Genomic DNA, 21,919 nt, shown 5'->3' with positions numbered 1-21,919 from the left:
TCTAAGATGACCGGCGCCCGGGGGGAAAGACAGCTGATTCGGGTGAGAGTGAGCAACGTGAGCCGAGCCGGCGAGGAGACCACCCTCCCCGACTACAGCGCCGACACCGGACGCATCGCTCGTTGGCTGCCAGTACGCAGACATCATGCGCTGCTGGCGGGCTGGACGGTGCTCTGGTTCGTGCTGGTCGCACGGAGTGGCGGCGTGTCCTGGCACTACCTGCGCCAGGGCGAGCAGCTGCTGTTCGGCAGCGGAAAGGGCGGCGGGCTGTCCCTCTACGCGGACCATCCCGAGCTGCAGATCGGTCCGTTCAGTCTGGCCGTGGCGCGGATCTTCGCGCCGTTCCCGCCCGCGACCGGGCAGTTGCTCGCCGAGGCGACGATGGCCGCGCTCGGCCTGGTGATGCTGATCCTGGTCGGCCGCACGGCCGCGGTCCACTACCTCGGCACCGGCACCAACCACCGGCGGCTCCAGCAGCGGATCCTGGTCGCCGGGCTGGCCTTCATCCCGATGTGGATCGAGGTGACCGTCCGCTTCGCCCACCTCGACGACGCGCTCACCCTCTTCTGCACCACCCTCGCCGTCCACGCGCTCGCCCGTGGCCGCACCTGGGCCGTCGCGGTGTTCCTCGCCCTCGCCGTGGACGCGAAGCCGTGGGCGGTGCCCTTCGCGGTGCTGCTGCTCGCGCTGCCGGTCGGGCGCCGACGCGGTCCCTTCCTGCTCTTCTGCGCGCTGGTCGCGGTGGCCTGGCTGCCGTTCTACCTGGGCAACCTCGACACGATGGCCGCCGCGAAGTTCGCGATACCGAACCAGCCGGCCTCCTCGCTGCGCTGGCTCGGCGTCAACGCGCCGGACACCCCGTTCTGGGACCGGCCGGTCCAGTTCGCACTCGGCGCGGCGCTCGGCGCGCTCGCCGTGCTGCGCGGCCGCTGGCCGGCCGTCGTGCTGCTGTGCGTGGACGCTCGCATCCTGCTGGACCCGAGCGTCTACACCTACTACAGCGCCTCCGTGCTGCTCGGCACGCTGCTCTGGGACGCGGTCGGCGCGCGGCGGTTGGTCCCGTGGTGGAGCTGGATCGCGTTGCTCAGCCTCTACGGCGGGACGCTGGTCATCCCCTCCGACGCGACGCGTGGGCTGGTCCGGCTGGCGTTCGTGGTCGTCTCGGCCTTGTACGTGCTGTTCTGGCCGACTCCGGGCAAGCGGGTGCGGAACCGTCGCCGGGCCCGGACCCGCTCGGCCCGCACGACCGGCTCGGTCGGCTCCGGCTCGACCAACTCGGCCGCGGCCCGGACGCCGGACCTGGTGGGGCCCAGGGTCGACGCCGCCTGGTGACCACGGCAGGCCGGACGCCGTCACCATGACGTTCCGTCAAGCCTGTCGGCCACGGGTCCCTCCACCCGAAAGTGGAGTCACACGGCTACGCTCGGCGAATGACCACGACGTCCGAACGGCCTGACGATCCAGCATCGCTGATGGCGCTGGCCCGCCGTTTCCCGCGCCTGCACGCCCCGCAACGATGGAGCTGGGGCGGCCTCGACGCCCAGTTCTCCGCGCGGATGCCGGAGGACCGGCTGGTCACCAACATCCATCTGGTCGGCTTCGCCGCCGACCCGTCCAGCGCGTCCGACCCGTCCGGCGACGAGGGCATCGTGCTGTGCCGGGACGACCGCGGCCACTGGTTCCTGCCGGGCGGCACCCGTGAGGACGGCGAGAGCGTCGAGGTCTGCCTGGCCCGCGAACTGCGCGAGGAGGCGGGCGCGCGGATGCTGGACGCGCCGGTCTGGATCGGCGCGCACCACTGCGTGACCGACCGGCCCACGCCCTACCGCCCGTGGCAGCCGCACCCGGAGAAGGCCTGGCTGTGGGGCTGGGCCGAGGTGGTCGTCGATTCGGACCCGACCAATCCCTCCGACGGCGAACCGGTCGTCGAGGTCCGCGTCGTGCCCCCGGCCGAGGCGCAGCGGCTGCTGGCCCGCGCCAGGGACGACTGGTGGGCCGAACTGGTCGCGCTCGCCGTGGAGTCCCGCGCGCGGGCACGCGCCGGGCACACCTGACGGTGCGGCGCGCGGCTTGCGGCTCGCGCGAGGAACCGCGTATGTCCCCTGTGCGTCTGTTACACCTGGTAAGCCTGTGCATGGGGGAATTTGCCGGAGAGTGCCCGGAGATCACCCACCCAATTCGGTACAAGTGAGGACTGCGGGAGACCTCCAGGAGACCGCTGTAAGCCGTGAGAGGAGACGAATGCCCGAGCAGCTGGCTCAGCCGCAGCCCGAGTCGGCCCGTCAGCACCGGACCGCGCCGCCTCGGTCGGAGTCACCTCCGCCGCGCCGTCAGCCCGAGCGTCAGCCGGGCCGCCCGCCCGGCCGCTCGCCGGTGCGTCCGCGCACGGGGTGGGTGCTGCTGGCGCTGCCCGTCTTCGGCGCGGCGCTCGACGAGGTGATCGGCTCCCCGCTCGGCCTGCTCTTCGCCCTCTGCACGGTGCTCGCCTCCGCGTGGGCCGCACTGCTGACGACGCGTCGCGGGCTGTGGTGGGTGCTGCCGGCGCCGCCGCTGGTGGTCGCGGCCGTCACGGTCCTCTCTCAGCTGTTGCTCCACGACGTCGACCTCTCCGGCACGAAGCTGGCCACGACCGCGCTGAAATGGGCCGTCACCGGTTTTCCCGTGATGGCGTTCTCGCTGCTCGCCGCCGTCTCCGCGCTCGGCCTGCGGCAGGTGCTCGTCCGCCGCGTCGCCGTCCGCTCCGGTCGGGCCGCGCGCGCGGTCGAGGCTCGACAGGTCCCCGTCCCGCGAAGGAACCACCATGGCTGAACGCCCTCGCAACCATCTGGGGGGACGCCCGCCCGCGACGCCGCCGCTGCTCAAGGCAGGCCGGATCGCCATGGCCACCGCGTCGGCGGGCGTGCTGCTGGTCAGCGGCGTCTCCTGGTTCACCTACAACTCGCTGGTGGACGGCCTCAACACCTCCGACGCGCTCTCCGTCGCGCAGCGGCACGCCCCGCCGAAGCTGGACAACTCGATCAATCTGCTGCTGATCGGCCTGGACAGCCGCAAGGACATGAACGGCAACGACCTGCCCAAGCAGTTCGTCGAGCAGGACCTGCACGCCGGTTCCAGCGACATCGGCGGCTACAACACCAACACGCTGATCATGCTGCACATCCCCGCCAACGGCGGAAAGGTGCAGGCCTTCTCCATCCCGCGCGACGACTACGTCGAGACGCTGAACGGCGACGGCAGCTCGCAGGGCCACCACAAGATCAAGGAGGCCTACGGCCTGGCCAAGGCCGCCGCCGAGCCGAGGCTCAAGGCCTCCGGCGTCAGCGGCGCCGACCTCGAACAGCAGAGCCGGGAGGCCGGCCGCGAGGCCACCCTCGCCACGGTCCAGCAGTTCCTCGGCATCAGGATCGACCACTTCGCCGAGGTCAACCTGCTCGGCTTTTACGACATCGCCAAGGTCGTCCAGCCGATCACGGTCTGCCTCAAGCACGCCACCAAGGACCCGGCCATGACCGGCCAGGGCTCCGGCGCGGACTTCCACGCCGGCTACAACACCCTGGACGCCGCCCAGGCGCTCGCCTTCGTCCGCCAGCGCCACAACCTCACCAACGGCGACCTGGACCGCACCCACCGGCAGCAGGCCTTCATCTCCTCGGTGATGTACAAGCTCAAGCAGGAGGGTCTCTTCGGCGACCTGGGCAAGATGCAGGGCCTGCTCGACGTCGTGAAGAAGGACGTCGTCCTGGACGCGCAGTGGAACATCCTCGACTTCGCCCAGCAGGTGCCGAACCTGACCGGCGGCAAGGTCGTCTTCAACACCCTGCCGATCCAGGGCTTCGCCACCCGCAACGGAGAGTCGGTGAACCTGGTCGACGCGACCCAGATCCAGCGGATCATCCAGCGGCTCACGGCCCACGACCCGAGCCCCGAGCCGACGCCCTCCTCCTCGTCCGCGGCGCCGGCGCCTGCGGGCGCGCCGGTCACCCCGGCGACGGTCGACGTGCTGAACGGCTCCGGCGTCACCGGCCTGGCGGCCGAGAAGCAGAAGACCCTGGTCGACGCGGGCTGGTCCCCGGGCCGCACGGGCAACGCCACCGCCCGCGCCCACACCGTGGTCCGCTACGGCGCGGGCGCGCAGAAGGCCGCCAAGGAGGTCGCGGGCAAGCTCGGCGGCGGCACGGCGGCGCCGACCGCGTCGAGCGCGCTGGCGGCGGGCCACGTCGAGGTGATCCTGGGCAAGGACGCGGCGGCAGGGGCGGGTTCCGCCGGTGCGGCGGCTCCTGGGGCTCCGGGGGCTCCTGGCGGCTCGGGCGGTTCCGGCGCGGGTTCGGCCGAGCCGGCGTCGAGCATTCCGTTCCAGGGATCGGCCGTCGACATGGGCAAGGGGATCCCCTGTGTGGACTGACCCCCGCGACCCGGTCCAGAACTCAGATGCCACCCCGCTAGGAGATCGGGAAACGCGTAAGACACACTTGTTGTGATTGATCGCACTGTTTCCCGGTCGGGCATGATGGGGATCGCACCTCAAGCCTGCACGGCCGACTAGGAGGACCGAGTGGACGACGTTCTGCGGCGGGCACCGCTCTTCACCGCGCTGGACGACGAGCAGGCCGCCGAGCTGCGCGCCTCCATGACGGAGACGACGCTCGCCCGTGGCGAGTCGCTGTTCCACGAGGGCGACCCGGGCGACCGGCTGTACGTCATCGTCGAAGGCAAGGTGAAGCTGCACCGCGCTTCTGCCGACGGCCGCGAGAACATGCTCGCGGTGGTGGGCCCCAGCGAGATGATCGGCGAGCTCTCGCTCTTCGACCCCGGCCCGCGCACGGCGACTGCGTCGGCGCTGACCGAGGTCAAGCTGCTCGGCCTCGGCCACGGCGACCTTCAGCCGTGGCTGACGACCCGCCCCGAGGTCGCCATCGCCCTGCTCCGCGCGATCGCGCGCCGCCTGCGCCGGACCAACGACGTGATGTCGGACCTGGTCTTCTCGGACGTTCCTGGCCGCGTGGCGAAGGCGCTGCTCGACCTGTCGCGCCGCTTCGGCGTCCCTTCGGACGAGGGCATCCACGTGGTGCACGACCTGACGCAGGAGGAGCTGGCCCAGCTGGTCGGCGCGTCCCGCGAGACGGTCAACAAGGCGCTCGCGGACTTCGCGCAGCGCGGGTGGCTCCGCTTGGAGGCTCGCGCCGTGATCCTGCTGGACGTGGAGCGCCTGGCCCGCCGCTCCCGCTAGCGCTCGGCAAGCGGCTCAGTTGCACTACCAAGGGGCGCGGGGCTCTGCTTGATCAACTGCGTGCGCGAAAACCACCCTGTGCGGATGGCCCTGCGCGTTCGGGGCTCTACCTACGCGGGTGGCTTGTCGCGCAGTTCCTCGCGCCCCTGCTGTGCTTCCCGCAGGTACTCGAGTTGCGCGCGGACGGACCATTCCGCCGCAGGCCAGAGCGCACGGTCCACGTCCGCGTAGACCTCGGCCACGACCTCGGCAGGGGTCGTGTGCCCCGCCTTCACCGCCGCGGCGACCTGCGCCAGGCGGGTTTCCCTGTGGGCGAGGTAGTACTCCACCGCGCCCAGCGCGTCCTCCAGGACCGGTCCGTGCCCCGGAAGGATCACGCGGGCCTCCCGATCCTCCGCGAGCGCGCGCAGCCGCCGCAGGGAGGCGAGGTAGTCGCCCAGCCGTCCGTCCGGGTGCGCCACCACCGTCGTCCCGCGACCCAGCACCGTGTCACCGGTCAGCACCGCGCCCTCCGCGGGAAGTGCGAAGCAGAGCGAGTCCGAGGTGTGCCCCGGCGTGCCGACGACGCGGATCTCCAGGCCGCCGTAGTCCAGCACGTCGCCGTCGGCGAGGCCCTCCTCGCCCAGCCGCAGCGCGGCGTCCAACGCGCGGACCCCGCTACCGCTCAGCGCGGCGAACCGCGCCGCGCCCTCCGCGTGGTCCGGGTGACCGTGCGTCAGCAGCGTCGCGGACACCCTGCAGCCCCGCGCCTCGACCGCGGCCAGCACCGCCGCCAGATGGCCCTCGTCCAGCGGGCCCGGGTCGACGACCACGGCCTGCGTCGAACCCGGCTCGGCGAGGATCCAGGTGTTCGTGCCCTCCAGCGTCATCGGCGACGGGTTCGGCGCCAGCACCAGCGTCGCCCGCTCGGTGACCACGGTCGGGCCGCTCACGCCCGGCCCCGCAGTGAGAGCGCCGGATAGCCCGGCCAGGTGACGACGTAGCCGCCGTCCGCCTCGATCCGTGCCTCCGCCATGATCGGCTCGATCCGCCGCTCCGCCGCCGCGTCCAGCGCCTCCGCCGGGGAGGCGAACCGCTCCAGCTCCCGCAGGGTCGTGATCGTCGGCGGCAACATCAGGAACTCGCCCGCCGCATGATGGGCCACGGCCTCCGTCGGCGTCAGCCAGACCACCCGGTCCGCCTCGCCGGGGATCTCCGCCGTGCGCTGGCCGTCGGGGACGGTCGCGACGAAGAACCAGGTGTCGTAGCGGCGCTCCTCGAACGCCGGGGTGATCCAGCGGGACCACGCGCCCAGCAGGTCGCTGCGCAGCACCAGACCGCGCTTGGCGAGGAACTCGGCGAAGGGCAGCTCGTGCGCCTCCAGCGCGGCCCGCGCCGCGCGCCACTCCTCGCCGGAGACGTCCGCGACCACCGAGGACGCGTCGGGCCCGGCCAGCAGCACGCCGGACTCCTCGAAGGTCTCCCGGACGGCCGCGCAGACGACGGCACGCGCCTCGTCGGGCGCGACGCCGAGCCGCTCGCCCCAGGCTGCCGCGTCCGGGCCGGCCCAGCCGAGCTCCGGCCCGCTGTCGTGCGGGTCGACCGCCCCTCCGGGGTACGCGTAGGCGCCGCCCGCGAAGGCCATCGAGGTGCGGCGGCGCAGCAGATAGGCCTGCACGGCCTCGGCCCGGGAACGCAGCAGCACCACCGTGGCGGCGCGGCGCGGCGTCACGGGCGGCAGCTCACCCCGCGCCTGCGCCGCGATCCGGTCCGCCCAGTTGGACGGGAGTCGATCACTCATGGCCGGATCGTACGGCGCAGGGCGCGAAATTCACACAGTGCCCAGAACTGGACGGGTCAGGCGCGGACCTTGACCTGGATCTCCACCTCGACCGGCGCGTCCAGCGGCAGCACCGCGACGCCGACCGCGCTGCGGGCGTGCACGCCCGCCTCGCCCAGGACCTCGCCCAGCAGCTCGCTCGCGCCGTTGACGACACCGGGCTGACCAGTGAAGTCGGGAGCGGACGCGACGAAGCCGACGACCTTGACGACCCGCTCGATGCGGTCGAGGTCGCCGATCACCGACTTCACGGCGGCCAGGGCGTTGATCGCGCAGATCTTCGCCTGCTCCTTGGCCTCCTCGGCGGTGACCTCGGCGCCGACCTTGCCGGTCAGGCCCAGCTTGCCGGCCACCATCGGCAGCTGGCCGGAGGTGTAGACGTACTCGCCTGTCTGCACGGCCGGGACGTACGCCGCCAGCGGCGGAACGACCTCGGGCAGCGTCAGGCCCAGTTCGGCCAGGCGACTCTCAACCTTGCTCATCGCTCTTACTTCTCCCGCTTCAGGTACGCCACCAGTTGCTCCGGGTTGTTCGGACCCGGAACGACCTGGACCAGCTCCCAGCCGTCCTCGCCCCAGGTGTCGAGGATCTGCTTGGTCGCGTGCACCAGCAGCGGCACCGTCACGTATTCCCACTTGGTCATGACACTGGACTCTAGCCCGTCTGCTCCACAGCTAGCGGTTACGCTCGGCAGGACGGGAGACCGACAGCAGTCACCGAGCAAGCAGGGAGGCACGCCGTATGCCCGCAGCCCCACCCGCAGGCCCGGACTGGGAGGGCGTGCGCCTCCACGTCGTCAGCGGAAAGGGCGGCACCGGCAAGACGACGGTCGCCGCCGCGCTCGCGCTGGCGCTCGCCAAGGAGGGGCGCCGGACCCTGCTGATCGAGGTCGAGGAGCGCCAGGGCATCGCCGAGCTCTTCGGCATCGCGGCGCTGCCGTACGAGGAACGCAAGGTCGCCGGCGGGCGCGGCCACGGCGAGGTGTACGCGCTCGCGATCGACATCGAGCAGGCGCTGCTGGAGTACCTGGAGATGTTCTACAAGCTCGGGCGCGCCGGGAAGGCGCTGCGCAAGCTCGGCTTCATCGACTTCGCGACGACGATCGCGCCCGGCCTGCGCGACGTGCTGCTGACCGGCAAGGCCTGCGAGGCGGTCCGGCGCCGTCGCCCGGACGGGCGACGCGTCTACGACGCGGTGGTGATGGACGCGCCGCCGACCGGACGGGTGACCCGCTTCCTCAACATCAACACCGAGGTCGCCGGGCTGGCCCGGATGGGGCCGATCTACACCCAGTCGCAGGCGGTCATGCGGGTGATCCAGTCCCCGGAGACGGCCGTGCACATGGTCACCCTGCTGGAGGAGATGCCGGTCCAGGAGACCGTGGACGGGATAGCGGACCTGCACGCGGCGAGGCTGCCGGTGGGCGGGGTGTTCGTGAACATGGTTCGCCCGCCGGTGCTGGACCAGGCGGCGGTGCTGGCCGCCGAGGGCGAGCACGAGGAGGAGCTGGCGATCGCGCTGACCGAGGCGGGGCTCGGCGGCCGCCGCTCGTCCGGCGCCAACGGCCCCGGCGCGGCGGTGCGCAAGCTGGTCGGCCCGCTGCTGGAGCAGGGACGCGAGCACGCGGCCCGGGTGGAGCTGGAACGGGAGCAGCGGGTGGACATCCAGGGCCTGAAGCTGCCTACCTACGAACTGCCGCAGCTGGCCGGCGGCGTGGACCTCGGCGGCCTCTACCGACTGGCGGCGGAACTGCGACACCAGGGGGCGGCGTGACCAACGGCAACGGCGGTAGGACCGAGGCGGCGCTGACCTCGCGTCAACTCGACATCGACGCCATGCTCGACGACCGCGGCACCCGCATCGTCGTCTGCTGCGGCTCCGGCGGCGTCGGCAAGACGACCACCGCGGCGGCCCTCGGCCTGCGCGCGGCCGAGCGCGGCCGCAAGGTGGTCGTGCTGACGATCGACCCGGCGCGACGCCTTGCGCAGTCGATGGGCCTGACCGAGCTGGACAACACCCCGCGCGTGGTCAAGGGCGTCACCGGCTCGGGCGAGCTCCAGGCGATGATGCTCGACATGAAGCGGACCTTCGACGAGGTCGTGCTCGCCCATGCCGACCCCGAGCGGGCCCGGCAGATCATGGACAACCCCTTCTACCAGTCGCTCTCCTCCGGCTTCGCCGGCACGCAGGAGTACATGGCGATGGAGAAGCTGGGTCAGCTGCACGCCAGCGGCGACTGGGACCTGATCATCGTCGACACACCGCCGAGCCGCTCCGCGCTGGACTTCCTGGACGCGCCGAACCGGCTCGGCTCGTTCCTGGACGGCCGACTGATCAAGGTGCTGACGGCGCCCGCGAAGGTGGGCGGCCGCAGCGCGATGAAGATGCTGAACGTCGGCATGACGATGTTCACCGGCGTGCTCAGCAAGGTGTTGGGCGCGAGCGTGCTGCAGGACGTGTCGACCTTCGTCGCCGCGATGGACTCCATGTTCGGCGGCTTCCGCGAGCGAGCGGACCGTACCTACGCGCTGCTGCAGGCGAAGGGGACGGCCTTCCTCGTCGTCGCCGCGCCGGAGCGGGACGCACTGCGGGAGGCGGCCTACTTCGTCGACCGCCTGGAGGCCGACCGGATGCCGCTGGCCGGCCTCGTCCTCAACCGCGTCCACCACACCGGTGCGCCCCAGCTCAGCGCGGAGCGCGCCCGGGCCGCGGCCGAGTCCCTCGACGACGGCCCTCCCGGCAACGGCGAACAGCTGGCCGCGGGCCTGCTCCGGCTGCACGCGGAACGCATGCAGGTGATCGCCCGCGAGCGCCGCATGCGCGACCGCTTCGTCTCCGTCTTCCCGGACGTCCGGGTGGCAGAGGTCTCCGCGCTCCCCGGAGACGTCCACGACCTCGAGGGTCTCCGCGAAATCGGATCACTTCTCAGCGGCGCGTGACCTGCACTGTCAGGGGCGCGAGGAACTGCGCGACAATCCCCCAGCCTTCGGCCGGGAGCTGCCCCCTCCCACGCAGGTAGGGCACCGAACGCGCAGGGCCATCCGCACACGGTGGTTTCTCGCGCAGTTCCTCGCGCCCCTGATAGTGCAACGCAACGTCCCGCCGAAAGATCAGCCCGCTTCGGCGAAGTCCACCACGTCGCAGACCGCGTACGACTGTTCGTACTCCGTGCGCGCCGTCTCAAGCAGGCGCCGCCACGAGACAACAGTGGGCCGCCGACGCAGCAGCGCTCTGCGCTCCCGCTCGGTCATACCCCCCCACACGCCGAACTCGACGCGATTGTCCAAGGCATCGGCCAGGCACTCCGTGCGCACCGGGCACCCCGTGCACACCGCCTTCGCGCGGTTCTGCGCCGCCCCCTGGACGAACAGTTCGTCCGGATCGCTGGTGCGGCAGGCGGCCTGCGCACTCCAGTCCTCAACCCAGCTCATGCTGGCGCCGTCCTCTCCCGAATCGAGGCTCCCCCACGGCGGCAACGGCGAATATGCCGTTGCCAGTTGAGGACGTTACGGAAGAACCGGTCGTTGCAACAGCCCCCCGGGGCCCAATCCTTATGGCCCATTTGGACTATGCGTGCTCAGGAGATCACCCGTTGGAGTGAGCGCAGGTGAACAGGCACGGAGCGGGCTTCGGGGACCCGCTTCGTCCATCCCGGACGGTCACTCGCGGTCATACGGCTGGCATATGCCACTCATATGCCGACGATTCGGTCATCTCTCATCACCCACAAGAGTGAGTCAAGCGAGCGCACAGCAAGTTGTCGCACGCTTGTGACAAGAGTAGGCGAACACCTGGCCACCTGTCCGAGGAACGCCGCGTAAGGTTCTGCCATGGCAGCGAAGCGCAAGGTGTCCCCCCTGCAGCAGATCTCGCTCGGAGCCCGCCTGCTGGGCGCGAGCGTGCTGGCCGGCGGTCTCGTCGCCGGCCTGGCTCTGCCCGCCGTGGGTGCACTCGGCCTGGGAGCCAAGTCCGCGGTCGACAGCTTCAACAGCATTCCGGACGCGTTCACCGCCCCGTCGCTGTCCCAGGCGTCGTACATCTACGACAATCAGAACAACATCATCGCCAAGGTCTACTCGCGCGACCGCACGGAGGTCCCGGAGAGCCAGATCGCCCCGGTGATGCGCCAGGCGCTGGTTGACATCGAGGACAACCGCTTCTTCCAGCACGGCGCCATCGACCTGAAGGGCACCCTGCGCGCGCTGACCAAGAACAGCGGCGGCGGCTCGGTCCAGGGCGGTTCGACGCTGACCCAGCAGTACGTCAAGAACGTCTTCGTCGAAGAGGCGGGCAACGACCAGGCCAAGGTGCTGGAGGCGCAGCGGCAGACCATCGGCCGCAAGATCCAGGAGCTGAAGTACGCGATCAGGGTCGAGGAGACCCTGACCAAGGACCAGATCCTGACCAAGTACCTCAACATCACCTTCTTCGGCGAGCAGGCCTACGGCATCGAGGCCGCCAGCGAGCGCTACTTCGGCGTCCACGCCAGCCAGCTGAAGGTGCAGCAGGCGGCCGTGCTGGCCGGCATGGTCCAGTCGCCGACGTACTACGACCCGATCCTCTACCCGGACATCGCGCTCAAGCGCCGCAACGTCGTCCTGGAGAAGATGGCCGAGTACGGCAGCATCAGCGCCGCCCAGGCCACCGCCGCGAAGGCGACGCCGCTCGGGCTGAACCCGCACAAGGCGCAGGAGGGCTGCATCACCGCCAAGAAGTACGGCGAGGCCTTCTTCTGCGACTACGTCGAACACATCCTCCTCAAGGACCCCGCCTTCGGTAAGACGACAGCGGACCGCCAGGCTCTGTGGGACGCGGGCGGCCTGCAGATCCACACCACCCTGGACCCGAAGGCGCAGGCGTCGCTCTACGCGTCGGTGACCAAGCACGTATATGCGAGCGACAAGGCCGCCACCGCGATGACGATGATCCAGCCGGGCACCGGCAAGATCCTCGCCATGGGCCAGAGCCGTCCGTACGGTCTGGGCAGCAGCTCGGCCGTCACCACTCTGAACTACAACGTCGACCGCACCATGGGCGGCGGCGGCGGCTTCGCGACGGGTTCGACCTTCAAGCCGATCACCGCCGCGGCGGCGCTCGAACAGGGCATCGGCATGGACAAGACCTACCCGTCGCCCTACCAGGAGCCGTACCCGGCGATGCAGGACTGCTCCGGCAACACGGTGGGGCAGGTCGACAACCCGCCGGACCAGAACGACTCCCCGACCCTGGTGGGCCCGTTCGACATGCCGGGGGCCATGGCGAAGTCGGTCAACACCTACTTCGTCCCGCTGGAGCGCGACGCCGGGCTCTGCAATGTCGTCCGCATGGCGAACAAGCTGGGCATCACCAGCCAGGCGACGTACTCCCCGCACACCACCACGCTCGCGCCGATCCAGCAGGTGCAGTCGCTCACCCTCGGCACCAACAACCTGACCCCGCTGGAGATGGCCAACGTCTACGCGACCTTCGCGGCCCGCGGCCTGTACTGCACCCCCACCGCGCTCACCTCGGTGACCACGTCCGGCCACAAGACCATCGCCGTCCCGCAGGCCAACTGCCAGCAGGTGATGCAGCAGACCACGGCCGACGCCATCACCACCATGCTCTACGGCGTGGTCCAGGACGGTACAGGCAAGGCCGACGGCTTCTCCGACGGCCGTCCGAGCGCAGGCAAGACCGGTACGACGGACTCGCACTACCAGGTCTGGTTCGTCGGCTACACCCCGGAGGTCGCCGCGGCCACCGTGGTCAGCGACACCGCGAAGTACGAGAACCTCTCCGACCAGTCGATCGGCGGCATCACCCAGACCGCGTTCGGCGCCACCGTCGCAGGCCCGATCTGGCACGATGCGCTGGATGCCTTCCTGACCGGCGTCCCCCAGGGCCAGTTCAACCTGGTGCAGCTGCCCAAGCCGCCGTCCAACGACGGGACCAAGAAGGGTAAGCCGGGCCAGAACGGCGGCACGACCGCGGGAACCACCACGGGCACCACCACCGGCACCACGGGCAACCCCGGCACGATCCTCGGCGCCACCGGCTTCGTGGGCATCGCGGGCGGCAATCCCGGAAAGGGCAACGGCGGCCACCACTGATCCCGCTGCGGGATCCCTCGCCCGCCTCCGGGCGGCGACGCTGCGCACGGAAGGCCCCGGCCAATCGGCCGGGGCCTTCCGCTCTCTCCGAAGCTGCGTGTCCGGAGCTGTGTGTCCGGGGCTGTCTCGCCGGGGCTTGTCGGCGTCAGCCGGCCAGGGCCTGCTTGACGAGGGCGGCCACCCGGCCACCCTCCGCCAGGCCGGAGACCTTCGGGTTGACGATCTTCATGACCGCGCCCATCGCGCGCGGGCCCTCCGCGCCGGAGGCCTTGGCCTCGGCGACGGCAGCCGTGACGATCGTGGAGAGCTCCTCGTCCGTGAGCTGCTTCGGCAGGTACTCCGCCAGCAGCACACCCTCCTCGCGCTCGCGCTGCGCCGACTCGGGGCGGCCGCCCAGCTCGAAGGCCTCGGCCGCCTCCCTGCGCTTCTTCGCCTCACGGGTGATCACCTGGAGCACCTCCGCGTCGCTGAGCTCGCGCGCGGTCGTACCGGCCACCTCCTCCTTGGTGATGGCGGTGAGGGTCAGCCGAATCGTGCCGGAACGGAGCTCGTCACGGGCGCGGATCGCGGCGGTGAGGTCCTCCTGGAGCTGCTGCTTGAGCGTGCTGGTCATGCCGCCAGTCTGTCACCTCCGCGCGGTTCCCCGCCCCGATTAACCCAGCGGACCGCCCCTGGCCCTCCCTCCCCTCCTCTTCCCGCTGCCCTCCCCCTGATTCTCCCGCGACCTCGCGCTACGCGCCCGTCCCCGCTTCTGCCACCATGTACGGATGCGCACCCGTTACGCCGTTCCGCTCAAGGCCCTGGGGGTCACCGCCGCCGTCGGCGCAGCCTGCGTCGGCTACGCCGCCGGGTACGAGGTGCGGTCGTTCCGGCTGCGGCGGGTCGAGATTCCGGTGCTGCCGCCGGGCGCCAAGCCGATGCGGGTGCTCCAGGTCTCCGACATCCACATGGTCAACGGCCAGCGGAAGAAGCAGATCTGGCTCGGCGGCCTGGCCGCGCTCCGGCCTGACCTGGTGATCAACACCGGCGACAACCTCTCGGACCCGGAGGCCGTCCCGCAGACGCTGGACGCGCTCGGCCCGCTGCTGGACTTCCCGGGCGCGTACGTCTTCGGCTCGAACGACTACTACGGCCCGCGCCCGAAGAGCCCGACCCGCTACCTCTCCGCGATGATCTCCGGCGACCACGGCCTGAACAACGCCGACGGCACCGCCCGGCGTGGGGTCGTCGGCGCGATCCACAACCCGTGGACGGAGCTGCGCGACGGCTTCGACGCCGCCGGCTGGGTGGACCTGACCAACCGGCGCGGGCAGCTCAAGGTCAACGACCTGGAGCTGGAGCTGACCGGCCTGGACGACCCGCACATCCGCCGCGACCGCTACAACGCCGTCGCGGGCGGCCCTTCCCCCGACGCGGACGTCTCCTTCGGCATCGTGCACGCGCCCTACCTGCGCGTCCTGGACGCCTTCACCGCCGACGGCTACCCGCTGGTGCTGGCCGGGCACACGCACGGCGGTCAGCTCTGTGTCCCCTTCTACGGGGCTCTCGTCACCAACTGCGACATCGACCGGCGCCGGGTCAAGGGTCTCTCCCGCCACACGGCCGGCGGCCGACAGTCCTACCTGCATGTCTCGGCCGGCTGCGGCACCAACCGCTACACCCCGGTCCGCTTCGCCTGCCCGCCGGAGGCGACGCTGCTGACTCTCACGCCCCGCCCTCGGGGCTGACCGTCCGGCCCGACGTCATCCGGCTCGACGTCACCTCGTAGGCGCCGTCGATCGCCCCCACGTCCGCGCCGCCGCCACGGCGGCCACCGCTCGGATCCTCGATCGAGCCGTCCAGCCAACGGTGCTGCTGCGACGTTCGCTCGGCGACCCGCAGCAGCCGGCCGACCGCCGGCGAGTGGCTGGTCCCGCGCGTCACCAGGTGCACCTCGATGTAGGCGGGCGGCGTCAGCGGCAGCCAGATCAGCCCGCTGGGGAGCCCGATCCGACCGGAGAGCCCCACCATGGTCACCGCCGCCCCGGAGGCCACGGGGGTGTAGGAGGCGTCGAAGTCCAGGCCGCGGTAGAGCACCTCGGGCTTGGCCCCGGCGCGGGCGCAGATCTCCATGATCTCGTCGTAGTGGCCGGGGTTGTGGTCGCGCGGGTGCAGCAGCAGCTTGAGGCCGTCCAGCTGGGCCGGGTCGATGGTCTCGACGCCGCCCTGGACGAGCGGGTGGTCGCGACTGATGATCACGCCCTGCCGCTCCCTGCGCAACAGCGTCAGCTGCACGTCCGGCAGCGTCTCCGGCTGTGCGGAGCGCACCAACCCGACGTCGAGCGTCCCGGCGGCGACGGAGTCGACGATGTCCGCGAAGGCCATCACCCGCGCGGAGACCTCGATCCCGGGCGCCTCCTCGCTCATCGCCTGCAGCAGCTGCGGCGCGGTCTCGTACCCGGCGCTCATCCCGTATCCGAGGCTCACGCTGCCCAGCCGCCCGTCGGCGAACTCGCGCACCCCCCGCCACAGACTGTCCGCCGCCTCCAGCAGCGCGGGCCCGCGCTCCAGCAGCATCCGACCGGCCTCGGTCGGCTCGACCTTGTGCGTGGTGCGCGCCAGCAGCTCCACCCCGAGCTCCCGTTCCAGCTCCCGCACCTGCCGACTCAGCGCAGGCTGCGCGATGTGCAGGCGCTCGGCGGCGCGGGTGAAGTTCCGCTCCTCGGCGACGGCCAGGAAGTAACGCAGGCGGCGCAGCTCGGACATGCGTCCATCTTAGGAGCTCGGTCATGCCGACTCGGCATGATGTGCAGCAGAAGCTGCGCGAACAGCAACTGAACGCCCGACTACGGCGTTCCGCTGAGCGTGCGCGGGCTACCTGCGCGCTGGGCGCGTGGCGCCCCTTCGCGCCTCACGGCGGCATCCACCTTCTGAGAGGGGTGCCACGTTCCGTGACCCCCGTGGCATCATCACGCGGGTGGGAACACATGGGCGACAAGGGCGCGGTCCGCTTCGACTGCGCTCATCCGGAACGGCGATCCCGAGGCAGCACCGGCCTCACGAGCAGCATGTCCCGCCCCACGCCGAGACGGCAGCGGTTCCGGGCGAGTCCGATGATCAGACGGTCCCACCGCATCCGCTCATCGTGCAGGCGACGCACACCGCCGACGCGGCCACCGTCTTTCCCTGGTTCGGCGCCGCGTCCGACTCGTCGTCGCGGGCTGCCGTCGCGACCCGGCCCGAGTCCGTTGGCGCGGACAGGGGTGCTCACGCGGACTCGGCCGCGGACTCTGACGCGGGGGCGTACGGGCCTCACCTGCGTCCGAATCCGAACCTCTCTCGCCTGGTTCCGCTCCTCACGGACCTGGCCGGTCGGCTCGGTCCCCTGCGCGCGCGCCTCGCGCGGTACGCCGAACCCCTCGCTCCGGTCACTGCCAGGATCGGGGCGCTGGAGCTGCTCCTCGGCGGACTGTGCGTGCTGCTCGTCACGCGCTTCCTGGTCTCCGGACAGATCGGCTCCGGCGGTCTGCAGGCCTGGGAGACGGTGTTCATCGCGATCTGCGTCCAGGCGATTCCCTTCGTCGTCCTCGGGACCGTCGTCTCCGCCGCCGTCGCCGCGCTCGTGCCGCCGTCCTTTCTGGAGCGGCTGCTGCCGAAGCGTCCGTCCCTGGCCGTGCCGATCGCCGGCGCTGCGGGAGCCCTGCTGCCGGGCTGCGAATGCGCCTCGATACCCGTCGCGAGCCGGCTGATGGCCGGTGGCGTGGCGCCGGCCGCGTCGCTCGCGTTCCTGCTGTCGGCCCCGGCGATCAACCCGGTCGTGCTGACCGCGACGGCCGTCGCGTTCCCCGGCCAGCCGCAGATGGTCTGGGCCCGACTGATCGCCTCGCTCCTCGCCTCGGTGGCGATGGGCTGGCTCTGGGCCGGCCTCGGCCGCCCGGAGTGGCTGCGCCCACAACTGCGCGAGCACGAGCACCACGAGGGCGGGCGGCTGCGCTCCTTCCTCGCAGCGCTGGAACACGACTTCCTGCAGTCGGCCGGATTCCTGGTGGTGGGCGCGCTCATGGCGGCCACGCTCAACGTGCTGGTGCCGCGGTCGCTGCTGGCCGGCGTCGGCTCCGTTCCGGTGCTGAACCTGCTGGTCCTCGGCCTGCTCGCGGTGGTGCTCGCGATCTGCTCGGAGGCGGACGCGTTCGTCGCGGCCAGCCTCACCGCGGTCTCACCGGTCGCCCGGCTGGCGTTCCTCGTCGTCGGACCCATGGTGGACGTCAAGCTGATCAGCCTTCAGGCGGGCACCTTCGGGCGTGCCTTCGCCTGGCGCTTCTCGGCCGCGACGTTCGTGGTGGCGCTCGCCTGCGCCGGACTGGTCGGGGGGTGGCTGCTCTGATGCCACGCGAAGCGAGGGCGATCCTGCTGGTTCTGGCCGGGGCGGCGCTGCTGCACCTCTCCGTGTTCGGCGACGGTTACCTGCGGTACGTCCGACCCGGGATGCACCCCTATCTGATCGCCGCGGGCGTCGTCCTTCTCGGGCTCGGGCTGACCCGCGCGTTCCTGCTCTTCCGCGCGCTGCTCGCGAGCGGCGACCAGGCGAACGGCGACCAGGCGAGCAGCGACCAGGCGAGCAGCGACCTGACGAGCGACGACCAGAGGCAGCCGGGGTCCGCCTCCGATCCCCACGCACCGAGCCACCTCCGGGCCGCCTGGCTGCTGCTCCTGCCGCTCGTCGCCGTCTTCGTCGCAGCGCCGCCCGCACTCGGGGACTTCACCGCACGGCAGTCCGGCAACACCGTCGCCAAGCCGGTCGCCACCGGCTTCCCCGCCCTGCCGGCCGGCGACCCGCTGACGCTGCCGCTCGCCGACTTCGTCGTGCGCGCGGTCTGGGACCAGCAGGACTCTCTCCGCGGCCGTCACGTCGAGCTCACCGGCTTCGTCCTGCCCAAGGCGGGCGGTGGCTGGTACCTGACCCGACTCACCATCACCTGCTGCGCGGCCGACGCCGTCACCTACAAGGTGGAGGTTCGCGGGACCACCGCCGTTCCGCGCCGTGGCGCGTGGGTCCGGGTCACCGGCAGTTGGCAGCCGGACGGCCGCGCCGGACGGGCGGACGACGTGCCGATCGTCGCCGTCACCGCAGTCGTCGGCATTCCGGCCCCGGCCGACCCGTACGAATGAGCCACGCCTGAGCGATTTGTCCGCCCCACTCGTCCGGTTTGATGCGATCGAGTGCAACCAGTCAGTTCATCCTCACATCTGACTGTGATAAACCATTTTCCCGGACGAAACATCGGTGGGGGCCGTAGTGACCACTCAGCGGACTGCGCGACAGCGCGCCCGGCTGCGCGCTGGGCTGCTGGCCGGCGGCGTCGCGCTCGCGCTCACCACCCTGCCCGTCTTCGCCGGCCGGGGCAGCGGCTCAGGTGCGTCCGCGGCTGAGGCGGTCGGCGCGCAGCCGGTCACGGCCCAGGGCGGGATACCCGGCGAGAACGGCCAACCATGGGACGGCCAGACCCACCTGATCGGCGACGGCTCGACCTCCTACACCGGTCCGCAGCCGGAGCAGCCGACGCCGACGAAGCTGAAGCCGGGAGAGCGGCCTCCGCAGTTCGTGGTCTTCTCCTGGGACGGTGCGCTGGAGAACGACCAGAAGCTCTTCTCGCACTATCTCCAACTCAGCGAGCAGTACCACGCCCAGATGACGTTCTTCCTGACCGGCATGTACCTCCTGCCGAGCTCGAAGCGGTATCTCTACCACCCGCCGAAGCACGGGGTCGGCACCGCGGCGATCTCGTTCGCGACGGACCAGCACATCCGGTGGACGCTGCAGCAGCTCAGCCAGGCCTGGCAGAACGGCGACGAGATCGGCACCCACTTCAACGGCCACTTCTGCGGTGCGGGCGGCGGCGGCGACTGGAGCACGAAGGAGTGGCTGAGCGAGACGCAGCAGGCTTACTCCTTCGTGGAGAACTGGAAGACCAACACCGGTTTCACCGACATTCCCGCCCTGCCCTTCGACTACAGCAAGGAGCTGGTCGGCGGCCGCGCCCCCTGCCTGGAGGGCCAGAAGACGCTGGTACCCGCGGAGAAGCAGCTCGGCTGGCGCTACGACGCCAGCTCGCCGGGTGATTTCCAGGCCTGGCCGAGGAAGGTCGACGGCATCTGGAACTTCCCGCTGCAGGAGATGCCCTACCCGGGGCACGACTTCCAGGTGCTCTCCATGGACTTCAACTTCCTGGCCAACCAGTCCGGCGGCAATCCGTCGGGCGACCCGGCCAAGTACGCGCAGTGGGAGCAGTCCACGGTCGACGGCTACATGAACGGCTTCAACCGCGCCTACTACGGCAGCCGGGCTCCGCTGTTCATCGGCAACCACTTCGAGAACTGGAACGGCGGCATCTACATGCAGGCCATGGACCAGGTGATCAAGAACACCTGTTCCAAGCCGGATGTGCGCTGCGTCTCGTTCAAGGAGATGGCCGACTGGCTGGACGTGCAGAGCCCCGCCGTCCTGGCGAAACTGCGCGGCCTCGACCCGAGCGAGTCCCCTGACTGGAGCACCTTCATCCGCGGCTCGGACAGCGGATCCGGGTCGGGGTCCGACGGCAGTTCAGGCAACCCAAAGGACAGCTCGGGGACGGGCTCCGGCTCCGGTTCTGGCGACAGCCAGAGGAACGGCAAGGGCCAGGGCAAGGGCAGTGGCGGCAACGGCGGCGGCCAGGGCGGCAACGGCAACTGAGGCCGGGTTACCCCTTCGCTGCCGTCACCTTCGTGTACCGCACCCAGATCCGCGTCGGCACCGTACTCGTCGACTGCGTCGCCGGAGCGCCGAGGACCCCGGTCAGGGGCAGCATCGCCCCCGTCTTCAGATCGGACCGGAACATGGTCACCGCCGTGACGTCCTGACCGGTGTACCCCACGAACCAGCCGGAGGTCGCGTCCAGCATCGTCCCGGTCTTGCCGGCCACGCGCAGGCCCGGGATCTGCGCGCCCTGGCCGGAACCGCTGCTGACGGCGTCGGCGAGGGCCGAGTCGATCTCATGCGCCACGTCCGCGCTGATCGCCTGCGTCCGCTGCGGACTGTCCAGGGCCACCTCGTGCCCGCCGAGCAGCAGGCGTGACACCGAGTACGGGGCCACGTGCAGGCCGTCGGCGGCGAAGGCGCCGTACGCATCCGCCATCCGGATCGCACTGGGGGTGGAGTTGCCGAGCGAGAAGGTCGGCACCGGATCGCCCATGCTCTCGGGCAGCAGCCCGAAATTCTCCGCTGTGGTCCGCACCTGCGCCAGACCGACGTCCATGCCCAACTGGGCCATCGGACCGTTGATCGAGTCGACCACCGCCTCGTGCAGGGTCACCGGTCCGTAGGAACGGCCGCCCTCGTTGGCCACGCGGACGATCCGGCCGTCCCGGTTCCAGTATGGGCCCTCGGGGGTGTGCACCATCACCTTGTTGTCACCGCTGTATTGCGTCTGTGCCGTGACGGGCGTGCGCGGCCCGCCGTGCTGCAGCTGCACGCCTTGGCTGAGCCCCGCTGCGTAGACGAGCGGCGTGAAGGCCGTCCCCACCGGCACGGTGGACGTATTCGCGTTGTCGAAGCCCTGCTGCAGGTAGTCCGGGCCACCGTAGACCGCCAGGATCCGCCCGTCGGCGGCGACGGTCGCCGCCCCGAAGGCGACGTGGGCGTCGGCGGCGCGCTTGGCCGGGTCGAGCCCCTTGGACGCGCCCTTCACCGCTGCGGCGAGGGCTTTGACGCGCGGCTTCTCGAAGGTCGTGTAGATCTGGAAGCCGCCCAGGTCGAAGCGGCGCGCGTCCGCGGCGGAGTGCGCCGAGACGTACTGGGTGGCGAGATCCACGAGATAGCCGGTCTGGCCGGTCAGCCCACCCTGAAGGCGCGGCTGGATCGGGTCCGGGAACACCTTGTACCGCGCGCGCTGCGCGGGCGTGAGCTGATGGATCACGACCATCCGGTCGAGGATCCAGTTCCACCGCGTGACGGCACGCTGCCGGTTGTCGGCGCTGATCGCCGGGTCGTAGAGTCCGGCGCCCTTGAGCAGGGTCGCCAGGAACGCCCCCTGGCTCACGTTGAGCTGCGACACGTCGACGCCGTAGTAGGCGCGGGCAGCGCGCTCGATCCCGTAGGTGCCGCGACCGAACCAGCTGGTGTTGAGGTAGCCGTCGAGGATCTGCTGCTTGCTGAGCTTGGAGTCCAGTTTGGTCGCGATGAACATCTCAGTGATCTTGCGACTGAGCGTCTGCGCCTGATTGAGGTAGACGTTCTTCACGTACTGCTGGGTGATCGTCGAGCCGCCCTGCGTGTCCTGGCCCTTGATCATTTCGTACCCGGCCCGGAGAATGCCGCGCGGCGAGACCCCGTCGTCGGTGTAGAAGGTCTCGTTCTCGGCGGCGAGCACGTCCCACTGGACGGGGACCGGAACCTGCGAGAGCGGCACGGCCTGCCGGTCGACGGGCCCGGTCCGGGCCATCTCGGTGCCGTCGGACCAGTAGAAGACGTTGTCCTGCTGGGTGGCGAAGGTGTTGAGGTTCGTCGGCACGTCCGTCATCGCGTACGCGATACCGGTGACCCCCACCAGCCCGATCAGGGCATACGCCAGCAGCCCGAGCCACTGCCGCCACGACAGCACCCACCGGCGCCACCCGGTCCGGCCTCGCCTCGGGTACTGCCAGGCCAGCCGCGCGCCAGCCCTCCGCAGCAACCGGGCCACGGTCCGCAACCCCTCCCGGACCCGCCCCGCACCCACGCGCACGTCCATGCCCACTCACCCCGCGCCTCGCCCAAACCCCGATGGG

The 21,919-nt window shown here is 71.0% G+C and carries 20 protein-coding genes; 12 read left to right on the top strand and 8 right to left on the bottom strand.

Features of this window, described 5'->3' with window-relative positions; translation table 11 throughout:
• The first annotated feature begins 57 nt into the window (after positions 1 to 57).
• The 5 genes from ABIA32_RS27845 to ABIA32_RS27825 all read left to right on the top strand — a co-directional run bounded on the left by ABIA32_RS27845 (position 58) and on the right by ABIA32_RS27825 (position 5,227).
• Positions 58 to 1,332: a hypothetical protein gene (locus tag ABIA32_RS27845; protein WP_370101151.1), complete on the top strand. Its 1,275-nt coding sequence runs from the start codon at positions 58 to 60 to the stop codon at positions 1,330 to 1,332.
• Between the two features lie 98 nt (positions 1,333 to 1,430).
• Positions 1,431 to 2,054, top strand: coding sequence for an NUDIX domain-containing protein (locus ABIA32_RS27840; RefSeq protein WP_370101149.1), 624 nt, complete (start codon positions 1,431 to 1,433; stop codon positions 2,052 to 2,054).
• A gap of 187 nt (positions 2,055 to 2,241) precedes the next feature.
• Positions 2,242 to 2,808 (top strand): DUF6542 domain-containing protein, encoded by a 567-nt coding sequence (locus ABIA32_RS27835; protein ID WP_370101146.1) that lies wholly within the window; start codon positions 2,242 to 2,244, stop codon positions 2,806 to 2,808.
• Positions 2,801 to 4,402 carry an LCP family protein gene (locus ABIA32_RS27830; RefSeq protein WP_370101143.1) on the top strand — a complete coding sequence of 534 codons (1,602 nt, stop codon included), beginning with the start codon at positions 2,801 to 2,803 and terminating at the stop codon, positions 4,400 to 4,402. The genes ABIA32_RS27835 and ABIA32_RS27830 overlap by 8 nt, the downstream gene beginning before the upstream one ends.
• A 150-nt stretch (positions 4,403 to 4,552) precedes the next feature.
• Positions 4,553 to 5,227, top strand: coding sequence for a Crp/Fnr family transcriptional regulator (locus ABIA32_RS27825; RefSeq protein WP_370101140.1), 675 nt, complete (start codon positions 4,553 to 4,555; stop codon positions 5,225 to 5,227).
• Positions 5,228 to 5,337: 110 nt separating this feature from the next.
• On the opposite strand, the gene ABIA32_RS27820 is transcribed toward ABIA32_RS27825, so the two are convergent.
• The 4 genes from ABIA32_RS27820 to ABIA32_RS27805 are packed head-to-tail and all read right to left on the bottom strand — an operon-like array spanning position 5,338 to position 7,689.
• A complete protein-coding gene (locus ABIA32_RS27820) occupies positions 5,338 to 6,159 on the bottom strand; it encodes an MBL fold metallo-hydrolase (protein WP_370101137.1) in 822 nt (273 codons plus the stop codon).
• A complete protein-coding gene (locus ABIA32_RS27815; protein ID WP_370101134.1) occupies positions 6,156 to 7,007 on the bottom strand; it encodes an NUDIX hydrolase in 852 nt (283 codons plus the stop codon). Before ABIA32_RS27815 ends, ABIA32_RS27820 begins: the two co-directional genes overlap by 4 nt.
• Before the next feature lie 56 nt (positions 7,008 to 7,063).
• Positions 7,064 to 7,528, bottom strand: a complete 465-nt coding sequence (locus ABIA32_RS27810) for a RidA family protein (RefSeq protein WP_370101131.1) — start codon at positions 7,526 to 7,528, stop codon at positions 7,064 to 7,066.
• Between the two features lie 5 nt (positions 7,529 to 7,533).
• On the bottom strand, positions 7,534 to 7,689 hold the full coding sequence (locus tag ABIA32_RS27805) for a DUF4177 domain-containing protein (protein ID WP_157596993.1): 156 nt from the start codon (positions 7,687 to 7,689) through the stop codon (positions 7,534 to 7,536).
• A gap of 98 nt (positions 7,690 to 7,787) precedes the next feature.
• Between ABIA32_RS27805 and ABIA32_RS27800 the strand changes: the two genes are divergently transcribed.
• Together ABIA32_RS27800 and ABIA32_RS27795 are read left to right on the top strand one after the other, a co-directional pair.
• Positions 7,788 to 8,819 carry an ArsA-related P-loop ATPase gene (locus ABIA32_RS27800; RefSeq protein ID WP_370101128.1) on the top strand — a complete coding sequence of 344 codons (1,032 nt, stop codon included), beginning with the start codon at positions 7,788 to 7,790 and terminating at the stop codon, positions 8,817 to 8,819.
• Positions 8,820 to 8,881: 62 nt separating this feature from the next.
• Positions 8,882 to 9,985 carry an ArsA family ATPase gene (locus ABIA32_RS27795; protein ID WP_370101289.1) on the top strand — a complete coding sequence of 368 codons (1,104 nt, stop codon included), beginning with the start codon at positions 8,882 to 8,884 and terminating at the stop codon, positions 9,983 to 9,985.
• A gap of 171 nt (positions 9,986 to 10,156) precedes the next feature.
• Here ABIA32_RS27795 and ABIA32_RS27790 read toward each other — a convergent pair whose 3' ends face one another.
• Complete coding sequence (locus ABIA32_RS27790) at positions 10,157 to 10,477, bottom strand: WhiB family transcriptional regulator (RefSeq protein ID WP_370101125.1); 321 nt, start codon at positions 10,475 to 10,477, stop codon at positions 10,157 to 10,159.
• 399 nt (positions 10,478 to 10,876) lie between these two features.
• Here ABIA32_RS27790 and ABIA32_RS27785 point away from each other — a divergent pair, with 399 nt between their 5' ends.
• Positions 10,877 to 13,138 (top strand): transglycosylase domain-containing protein, encoded by a 2,262-nt coding sequence (locus ABIA32_RS27785; RefSeq protein WP_370101122.1) that lies wholly within the window; start codon positions 10,877 to 10,879, stop codon positions 13,136 to 13,138.
• Positions 13,139 to 13,283: 145 nt separating this feature from the next.
• On the opposite strand, the gene ABIA32_RS27780 is transcribed toward ABIA32_RS27785, so the two are convergent.
• On the bottom strand, positions 13,284 to 13,751 hold the full coding sequence (locus ABIA32_RS27780; RefSeq protein ID WP_370101119.1) for a GatB/YqeY domain-containing protein: 468 nt from the start codon (positions 13,749 to 13,751) through the stop codon (positions 13,284 to 13,286).
• Between the two features lie 154 nt (positions 13,752 to 13,905).
• On the opposite strand from ABIA32_RS27780, the gene ABIA32_RS27775 reads away from it, so the two are divergent.
• Entirely contained in the window at positions 13,906 to 14,865 is a 960-nt protein-coding gene (locus tag ABIA32_RS27775; protein ID WP_370101116.1) for a metallophosphoesterase, read from the top strand.
• Here the strand turns inward: ABIA32_RS27775 and ABIA32_RS27770 are convergent.
• A complete protein-coding gene (locus ABIA32_RS27770; RefSeq protein ID WP_370101113.1) occupies positions 14,843 to 15,883 on the bottom strand; it encodes a LysR substrate-binding domain-containing protein in 1,041 nt (346 codons plus the stop codon). The two genes, ABIA32_RS27775 and ABIA32_RS27770, sit on opposite strands and share 23 nt — an antisense overlap.
• Positions 15,884 to 16,556: 673 nt before the next feature.
• On the opposite strand from ABIA32_RS27770, the gene ABIA32_RS27765 reads away from it, so the two are divergent.
• From ABIA32_RS27765 to ABIA32_RS27755, 3 genes are all read left to right on the top strand, one after another.
• A complete protein-coding gene (locus ABIA32_RS27765; RefSeq protein ID WP_370101286.1) occupies positions 16,557 to 17,501 on the top strand; it encodes a permease in 945 nt (314 codons plus the stop codon).
• Positions 17,501 to 18,286, top strand: a complete 786-nt coding sequence (locus ABIA32_RS27760; protein ID WP_370101110.1) for a TIGR03943 family protein — start codon at positions 17,501 to 17,503, stop codon at positions 18,284 to 18,286. Before ABIA32_RS27765 ends, ABIA32_RS27760 begins: the two co-directional genes overlap by 1 nt.
• A gap of 127 nt (positions 18,287 to 18,413) precedes the next feature.
• Positions 18,414 to 19,847: a hypothetical protein gene (locus ABIA32_RS27755; protein WP_370101108.1), complete on the top strand. Its 1,434-nt coding sequence runs from the start codon at positions 18,414 to 18,416 to the stop codon at positions 19,845 to 19,847.
• Positions 19,848 to 19,854: 7 nt separating this feature from the next.
• On the opposite strand, the gene ABIA32_RS27750 is transcribed toward ABIA32_RS27755, so the two are convergent.
• Positions 19,855 to 21,882: a transglycosylase domain-containing protein gene (locus tag ABIA32_RS27750; RefSeq protein WP_370101105.1), complete on the bottom strand. Its 2,028-nt coding sequence runs from the start codon at positions 21,880 to 21,882 to the stop codon at positions 19,855 to 19,857.
• Between the last annotated feature and the right edge of the window lie 37 nt (positions 21,883 to 21,919).

This window comes from Streptacidiphilus sp. MAP12-20 (assembly GCF_041262525.1).
Taxonomy (GTDB): domain Bacteria; phylum Actinomycetota; class Actinomycetes; order Streptomycetales; family Streptomycetaceae; genus Streptacidiphilus.
The sequence above is the reverse complement of the archived record's forward strand: the minus strand, read 5'-3'. Positions and strand labels throughout refer to the sequence as shown.